Genomic DNA, 8,477 nt, shown 5'->3' on the forward strand with positions numbered 1-8,477 from the left:
CATGCGCAACCCCCACGGCACTGGACGTTCGTCGCCCCGAAACGAAGTTGCACCAATTCGCGTGGCTTCTCTTGCTCGATCGCCTAGGCTAGTTCATACGATGGAAACTAGAGCACAGACACATCAGACCGGCGGCCGCGACCGCGCGATCGCCGAACGGAATCGCACCGGTGAAGATGAGTTCCGCGTAGACATTGAGCGCATCCGCTTCTCCCCGTACTTCTCCCGGCTGTCCTCGGTGACGCAGGTGATTCCCCAAGCGGGTTCAGGCACCCTGGTCCACAACCGGTTGACCCATTCACTGAAGGTTTCGGCGGTGGCCCGTTCCATCGCCATCGGCCTCCGAAGGCGTGACGAACCTACTAGGCGACTAATCTCCGACTTAGGAGGGTGCGACCCGGTAGTTGTCCAAGCAGCGGCAGCCGCCCACGATCTGGGCCACCCGCCCTTCGGGCATCTGGGCGAGCAGGAACTCGACCGAGTCGCCCGCGATACCTTGGGGCTTCCCGATGGATTCGAAGGCAATGCACAGACCTTCCGGATCCTCACCGCCCTCGATAGCTGCGATGCCACACCGCGCGGCATGAACCTGACCCGCGCGGTTCGCGCGGCTGTGCTCAAATATCCCTGGACGCGCAATGAATGGCGCAGCCAGGCCCCGGTCGCCCCGGAGCTGCTCCCCCGCGGCGTCGGCGCGAATCCGGCTGCTGGCGCCATGAAGTATTCGGCCTACGATATCGAGGCCGAGGAAATGGACGACGTCCTGTCGGTCTTCCCGGGTATCGGAAAATACCAGCAGACGCTGGAAAGCTCGGTTATGGATATCGCCGACGATATCGCCTACGCGGTTCATGACCTTGATGATTTCTATCGAGCTGGCATTTTGCAATACACCAGCGTCTCCGCTGAACTGCGAGCGTGGCTGGATCAGTCCGTGCGCTTCCAAGCCCTGAAGGCTCCAGAGCTGGACCAGCGGCAGCCGGGCCACGCGCTGGAAATTACGTGGCGCCATGTCCTGGCGAAGGATCCCTGGATTGCCAATCCAGACGCATTCCGCGCCTCGGTGCAACGGGTTGGCCATGACCTCGTCGATGGCTTGCTCGCAGTTCCCTACGACGGCGGCTTGCAGGCGGACCGTGCGGTTACCGCCTTCACTCGGCGATGGATTGATCGGTTGCAGGAATCGATCACCGTTGAACGCACGCCTAATGTGCGCAGCGGCCATATCCGCTTGAGCGATGAAGCATGGCATGACGTCGTAGTACTCAAGTTCGTCCATGCCCGCTTCGTCTTGGACCGTTCAGACCTGGCGGTATACCAGCGTGGGCAAACGCGAATTATCCGTTCCCTGGCAGAAGGCTTCAACACCTGGCTCAATGATCCGGAGGATGCAGGGCGTGCACCGCGACGGTTGCTGGACTCGGTGGAAGCTACCACCGAGGAATACCGCCAGCTGCGCGAGAGCACCCCAGAGCTGTTCTCGCAGTCCGGCCCGCAAGAGATCCAACGGCTGGGCCAGGCCCGGGCCATCGTCGATTACATTGCTTCCTTCACCGATGCCCAAGCCGTCTCGTTGAATTCGCTGCTAACCGGCACCTCGGACAATCTCTGGGAAGCCGGCCGCGGGCTCTAGCGGCCGGGTGCTGCACCGAGCCGGCGGAGTAGCCCGCCTGCTCGTGTGCCCGGCCGCAAGTCGCGGCATGTTTCATGCCGCGAGAGCCTGCTGTGACAGCTCCTCGAGCACGATCTTCATCATCATTGACTGTGTCAGTTGCGGATTGATCCGGGCGCTGAAATGCCGCGACATCAGGATGGCCATCCGGTTGGCCGCTTCGTTGTGCCGATTTCCATCGTGCCCTCGAACCCAGCGGGCTCGGGTGCGCCCGGTCCGAAGTTCAAGACTCTCGCGCAGCTCATGATGCACCTTCACAGTGCGCTGCCGTTCTTGCACAAGATCATTGACCGCTTTCACCAGGGCACGGCTGTCGCTGAAAATGGTCAGGTCCGATTCGAGCGGGGCGTGGGTCAGCGCCAGCAGGGCGCCTGTGGTTTCTGCCAGCAGGGTGTCCTGGACGTAAAGCTTCGGCGAAATTGCGCAGGCCCAATGGCCTTGTGAGGTCACCATCGCTCCAGCGCTGCGGAACTTCCTGTTCCGCGGCACCGAACCGTCCGTATAGGCAATGACTGGAAGGTTCGCCGTGTAGTCCTGTACCAGCGGGGCCAGCGCCTGGCTATTGGCCTCGTTGGCAACGCCCAGATCCAGCCCGAATTGCCACGACGGATTGAGGCAGAAAACGGGATTCAGCGATAATTCTGCCAATCCGAGATCGTCATGGTCCGGGACCAACAGGTCGATCGATGACGGCTGCGAAATCTTGGAGGTACCGGAGAACTCCGCAATAGCCTGCAGGATGGCCTGGTCCAATTCCCCGTTGGCCGCAGTACCCGTGAGAGTCAGCAATGGACGGTTCACGAAATCGCACAAGGTCAGCGCAAAATCGAAGTGGAGACCGTGCGTGCTTCGCTGGGCGAGGTGCTTTTCCTCGACAATCCGCTCCGCAAATGGAACGTACTGCTGCTTCTTACCGTGGGCATCTCGAATGAACGCTGAACGTTCGAGAACGGCGATCAGCCGCGAAGGCTGCGGCTGCCGCTGTGCGCCGGCCAATCTCCGCACACCATCCGGTTCGAGCGCAATGGGCATCTGCGGACGTGGAACTGACACCAGCATTGAGATTCCTCCTGCCTGTTTTGGTGATGTCAGGCGATCCTATCGACTGGCACCTACGATTTAGCCCCGGGTCTGAATGTTCTGGTGCGGGCACCTGGTGAGGATATCGCGGACTTCGGTTTCCATGAACCGGCCGTGTTACTTCGCCTGGTAGCCAGCGCCGGTCTCGAACAGGCCGACCCGAGCCAGCGGCAGATCGATCGACAGGATCTTGGCCGAGGTGGCCAGTGCCACCATCGGAAACGGGTCGGCCAGATAGTCGTGCAGCGCGAAACATATTGAATAATGGATTCTTTTGCCAAAAGGATTCACTGAGGAATACGCCCCGCAATTCGAACTCCTGATCCGGCATATCCGTTCAAGCAAGGCATTTATCTGCCGTGTTAAATTCATTGATCGCCACTCATTTTCACGAGTGGCGATCAATGGCATCGGTTCAATGACCGAGATCTGAAGCTTAGAGACCCAGGCTGCGGATAAGTTCTACCAAGGCTGCAAGAAGTTCGCTCAACATCAAATTACCTCATTCATGTTCGTCTTATCTATGTTTCGTGTTGGTACGAGTGACTCGTTCCGACACGTATAACACTAACTCAACATAGTTCTGACAAGAGCAAATTTAGAGAATATTAGAAACTTTTTACACGGATGCAATGAACGATTTACATTAGAATTCTTGACTGCCGTACCAGCGACTGCTACTTGCCAGTTGGTAACCAGCTCGCATTGCCTCCGACTTGCCCTATGGATACTGGCCTGCCGCCAGAATTCATGCAATCACTCACCGACCTTAATGGCCCGGGCAATTTCCTGATAACGGAATTAACCTGTCCACTGTCAGCTCCAGTGAATTCAGGAATCACCGGGGGAAATCGCAAGTTGCTGCCGCGCTAGTGGAACAACCAGCGAGGAACTGACGACCGAGGCTTCATCGCGCGTTAAAGCAGCTGGCCCCAATCCTCACTGAGGATTGAGGCCAGCTGATTGGCTGCAAGGACTACTTGGTCAGCAGTTCAAGAGCCTTGTTCAGGGTTGCGCTTGGGCGCATGGCCGCTGCGGTCTTGGCTTCGTCTGGGCGGTAGTAGCCACCCAGCTCGACAGCCTTGCCCTGCACCTCGGCAAGCTCGGCAACAATGGCTTCTTCATTCTCGCCCAGTGCCTTGGCAACTGCGGAGAAGGCCTGCGCCAGTTCTGCGTCCTTGTCCTGCTTGGACAGCTCTTCAGCCCAGAACTTGGCCAGGTAGAAGTGGCTGCCGCGGTTATCCAGCTCGCCCACCTTGCGCTTAGGCGACTTGTCTTCCAGCAGGAAGGTGCCGGTTGCAGCGTCGAGGGTATCGGCCAGCACCTGGGCGCGGGCGTTGCCGGTGGTCACTGCCAGGTGCTCGAAGGAAGCACCCAGGGCCATGAACTCGCCCAGCGAATCCCAGCGCAGGTGGTTCTCGTTCACCAGCTGCTGCACGTGCTTCGGAGCCGAACCGCCGGCACCGGTCTCGAACAGGCCGCCGCCAGCCAGCAGCGGAACGATCGAGAGCATCTTGGCCGAAGTGCCCAGTTCCAGGATCGGGAACAGGTCGGTCAGGTAGTCGCGCAGCACGTTGCCGGTCACCGAGATGGTGTCCTCGCCCTTGCGGATGCGGTCGATCGAGTACTGGGTCGCCTCGACCGGGGACAGGATCTCGATGGTCAGGCCCTCGGTGTCGTGCTCCTTGAGGTACTCGTTGACCTTGGCGATCAGCACTGCGTCATGCGCGCGGTTCTCATCGAGCCAGAAGACAGCCGGGGTCTGGGAGGCGCGGGCGCGGTTCACTGCCAGCTTCACCCAGTCGCGGATGGCTACATCCTTGGTCTGGCAGGCGCGCCAGATGTCGCCAGCGAAGACCTGGTGCTCGATGAGCACTGCATCGTTCTCGTCGACGATCTGCACGTGGCCATTGCCAGCGATTTCGAAGGTCTTGTCGTGCGAGCCGTATTCCTCGGCCTTCTGCGCCATCAGGCCGACGTTCGGCACGGTGCCCATGGTGGTCGGGTCGAACGCGCCGTTGGCACGGCAGTCGTCGATGGCCACCTGGTAGATGCCTGCGTAGGAGGAATCCGGGAGCACAGCCAGGGTGTCTGCGGTGTCGCCCTTGGCATCCCACATCTTGCCGCCCAGGCGGATCATGGCCGGCATCGAAGCGTCGACAATCACGTCCGATGGAACGTGCAGGTTGGTGATGCCCTTGTCGGAATCGACCATGGCAACTGCCGGGCCCTCTTCCAGGCCCTTGGCGATCAGCTTCTCCACGCCGGCGCGCACCTCGTCGGACAGTTCGTCCAGGCCGCCGAGGATGGCTGCCAGGCCGTTGTTCGGGTTCAGGCCGGCTGCTGCCAGCTCATCGCCGTAGGTTTCAAACAGCTCGGAGAAGTAGGCCTTCACCACGTGGCCGAAGATGATCGGGTCGGAGACCTTCATCATGGTGGCCTTCAGGTGAGCCGAGAACAGCACGCCCTCTTCCTTGGCGCGGGCCACGGAGTTCTTCAGGAACTCGGACAGGGCCGCGGCGTGCATGACGGTGCCGTCGATGACTTCGCCGGCCAGCACGTCGAAAGGCTTCTTCAGGACCTTGACTTCGCCGTCTTCGCCGACGAAGCGGATCGAGATCTTCTTGTCCGCGTCGATGACTACGGACTTCTCGTTGGCAGCAAAGTCGTCAACGCCCATGGTGGCCACGTTGGTCTTCGAATCAGCGGCCCACTCGCCCATGGAGTGCGGGTACTTGCGAGCGTAGTTCTTCACGCTCAGTGGTGCACGGCGGTCCGAGTTGCCCTCGCGCAGGACCGGGTTCACAGCCGAACCCTTGATCTTGTCGTAGCGTGCGCGGACGTCGGTCTCTTCATCCGAGGTCGGGTTATCCGGGTAGTCAGGCAGTGCGTAGCCGGCAGCCTGCAGCTCGGCGATGGCAGCCTTCAGCTGCGGGATCGAAGCCGAGATGTTCGGCAGCTTGATGATGTTTGCATCCGGGGTCTTGGCCAGGTCGCCAAGTTCTGCCAGAGCATCACCGATGCGCTGCTCTTCGGTGACATAATCCGGGAAGGTAGCGATGATGCGACCAGCCAGCGAGATGTCGCGGGTCTCAAGTTCCACACCGGCGGTCGAGGCGAAGGCCTCCACGATTGGCAGGAACGAGTGGGTCGCCAGCATAGGCGCTTCGTCGGTGTGGGTGTAAATAATCTTTGCCATAGGTGTGGCGTCTCCCTGAACGTCGTGCGGAAGCGGTGTTACCGCCCTGAACTCAACGTTCCAAATCTACCTGATTTTGCTCTGCACCACACTTTGCGGCAGCGGGAAATACGCGCGGCAACGCCGTTTATTCACCGAAATGCCGGGCTGGACAGCCTGCAAGCAGTTCGTCACATTTAAGTTAATCAGCGATAACTCAACAGAGTTATTCGCTATTCGGCTCTTCCGCCGGCCAGCGCTTCGAGATTCGCCATGGCCTCATCGAAGAGCTCAACTGGATCTACAGGCTCCCCGGCGCGTTCCGCCTGGCCGAAGCTCTGCCAGGCCACGCGCCAGAGGGCGGCCAAGGCTTCGCCAATCATCAAGGCGGGCATGGCCGGCACCAGCCCGCGGCGGCGCAGCTCCTGCGAGGTGGCAGCGCAGAAGGCTTGATCTTGCCGGGTGATGGCCAATAGCAGCTTCGGCTCCGTGGCAATCAACCGGGAAATGCGCCGGTATTCATTGCCGCGGATCTCGGCAACAAGGATCCGGCGGCATTCGTTGGCCAGCAGCCGGAAAATCTGCGCGCTCGTGGAGCCGTCAGCGATGTCGCATTCGGTCACGGCCTGGATCAATTCATGCTGCGCCGGCACCATGGCCGCTTCCCTGGATTCGCAGTAGCGGAAGAAAGTCCGCTCGGAAATGCCGGCCCGGGCAGCGATCTGCCCCACCGTCACCGATTCCAGGCCATGGAGTTCCACCAGGTCCAGGGTTGCCGCCCGGATGGACTGGATCGTTGCCTCTTTGCGTTCCTCGCGAATCCCCATGGCGCTCTCCGATGCTCCGGACTGCCTGTACTGCGCAGGCCTCGTCCACCAAAATTGTTTCCTGTCACAGTCTGACAGATTCGCTTACGAAAAAGTGGCAGAGTGTGACAGTATTTAGCGGTTGACACTCCACAGGAAGAAGACTTCGTGACTACAAATCCCCCTAGAACCAGCGCCAAGCCAAGCGCGGCGCCCGCCGGGCAACTCTCCGCCAAAACCCTGACAGGCATCATCGCCTCGCTGGCCCTGGCCGCTTTCATGATGATCCTGAACGAAACCGTGCTCACGGTGGCGCTGCCCGGCATCATGCAGGACATGGGCATTTCGGCGTCCACCGGCCAGTGGCTCACCACCGGATTCCTGCTGACCCTGTCGGTCGTCATCCCCACCACCGGCTTCCTGCTGCAGCGCTTCGCGCACCGGTCGCTGTTCTTCTTCGCCATCATCAGCTTCATCCTCGGCACCGTCATCGCGGTGCTGGCGCCGAGCTTCGGCTTCTTGCTGCTGGCACGCGTTATCCAGGCCGTCGGCACGGCCATCGTCCTGCCCTTGCTGATGACCACCACCTTGACGCTGGTGCCCGTCCACCAGCGCGGCACCATCATGGGCCTGAACTCGATCGTCATCGGCGTCGGCCCGGCTATCGGGCCTACCGCCTCGGGGGCCATCGTGCACGCGTTGGGCTGGCACTACATCTTCATCCTGATGCTGCCAATCGCCGTGGCGGTCCTGGTACTGGGCGCCATCTTCTTCAAGATCCCTTCCAGTGCACGCAAGATCAAGGTGGATTCCGCTTCGGTCCTGCTATCCGCCTTGGCCTTCGGGTTCCTGGTGTACGGCATTTCCAGCATCGAGCATGCCGCGGATAACGCCACGATGACCATCGCCAGCTTCGCCATCGGCCTGGTGGCCCTGGCCCTGTTCATCATCCGCCAGGTCAAGCTGGCCGCCAGCGGCCGCGAACTGCTGAACCTGACCCCGTTTGCCTCGCGCAGCTTCAGCTTCGCGATCGCGATGATCATGATTGCCTTCGGCACCCTGCTCGGTTCGCTGATGATTGTGCCGATCCTGCTGGAATCCGGGCAGGGCGTCGACTCGCTGCAGATCGGCATCATGCTGCTTCCCGGCGGACTGGCACAGGCCATCGCCTCGCCGATTTTCGGGCGGATCTACGACAAGCGCGGCCCGCGCCCGGTCCTGATCCCCGGCGCCGTCTTCCTGGCTGCCGGTCAGTGGATGTACGCGACCGTGACCGCGCAGACCGAATTGTGGATGTTCATGCTCTGCCACATCGTCTTCTCCATCGGCTTGGCGCTGCTGATGACCGGCCTGATGTCCTCCGCGATGGCTTCGGTGGATCCGCGCCTGTTCGGCCATGGTTCAGCAATCTTCAACACCGCGCAGCAGCTGGGCGGTGCGATCGGCACCACGGTCTTCGTGACCGTGATGTCGCTGCTGTCAAAGGTCCAGTTGGACGCCGGGTCCGAGCTGGCCGAGGCCTTGTTCTCCGGCGCGCATATCTCGTTCATCGTCGGCGCCGTGCTGGCCACGATCGGGATCGTCTTCGCCTTCATGATCAAGGGCGAGAAGCCGCACGCGAATCACTGAGGCGCCACTTCGGCGTTGCTGGCCCTCAAGGCCTGGATGCCCAGACGCTGACCTCCGGGAAAGCAGCAGGCATCCCGGATAAATATAGTGTTCAGCCCGAGCGGGGGGATTC

6 protein-coding genes are annotated in these 8,477 nt (G+C 60.9%); 2 read left to right on the forward strand and 4 right to left on the reverse strand.

Annotated elements, in window-relative coordinates; translation table 11 throughout:
- Nucleotides 1-100: 100 nt before the first annotated feature.
- Nucleotides 101-1,633 (forward strand): deoxyguanosinetriphosphate triphosphohydrolase family protein, encoded by a 1,533-nt coding sequence (locus tag ACNPM8_RS14555; protein WP_365945776.1) that lies wholly within the window; start codon nucleotides 101-103, stop codon nucleotides 1,631-1,633.
- A 72-nt stretch (nucleotides 1,634-1,705) separates the two neighbouring features.
- Here the strand turns inward: ACNPM8_RS14555 and ACNPM8_RS14560 are convergent, their stop codons facing one another.
- The 4 genes from ACNPM8_RS14560 to ACNPM8_RS14575 all read right to left on the reverse strand — a co-directional run bounded on the left by ACNPM8_RS14560 (nucleotide 1,706) and on the right by ACNPM8_RS14575 (nucleotide 6,757).
- Nucleotides 1,706-2,725, reverse strand: a complete 1,020-nt coding sequence (locus ACNPM8_RS14560; RefSeq protein ID WP_448940087.1) for an RNase H family protein — start codon at nucleotides 2,723-2,725, stop codon at nucleotides 1,706-1,708.
- Nucleotides 2,726-2,869: 144 nt separating this feature from the next.
- Entirely contained in the window at nucleotides 2,870-3,163 is a 294-nt protein-coding gene (locus ACNPM8_RS14565) for an NADP-dependent isocitrate dehydrogenase (RefSeq protein ID WP_448940088.1), read from the reverse strand.
- Between the two features lie 565 nt (nucleotides 3,164-3,728).
- Nucleotides 3,729-5,951 (reverse strand): NADP-dependent isocitrate dehydrogenase, encoded by a 2,223-nt coding sequence (locus ACNPM8_RS14570; protein WP_448940089.1) that lies wholly within the window; start codon nucleotides 5,949-5,951, stop codon nucleotides 3,729-3,731.
- Nucleotides 5,952-6,163: 212 nt separating this feature from the next.
- Nucleotides 6,164-6,757 carry a TetR/AcrR family transcriptional regulator gene (locus ACNPM8_RS14575; protein ID WP_448940090.1) on the reverse strand — a complete coding sequence of 198 codons (594 nt, stop codon included), beginning with the start codon at nucleotides 6,755-6,757 and terminating at the stop codon, nucleotides 6,164-6,166.
- Nucleotides 6,758-6,904: 147 nt separating this feature from the next.
- Here ACNPM8_RS14575 and ACNPM8_RS14580 point away from each other — a divergent pair, with 147 nt between their 5' ends.
- Entirely contained in the window at nucleotides 6,905-8,365 is a 1,461-nt protein-coding gene (locus ACNPM8_RS14580; RefSeq protein WP_105661652.1) for an MDR family MFS transporter, read from the forward strand.
- The last annotated feature ends 112 nt before the right edge of the window (nucleotides 8,366-8,477 follow it).

This window comes from Glutamicibacter sp. AGC46 (assembly GCF_053543715.1).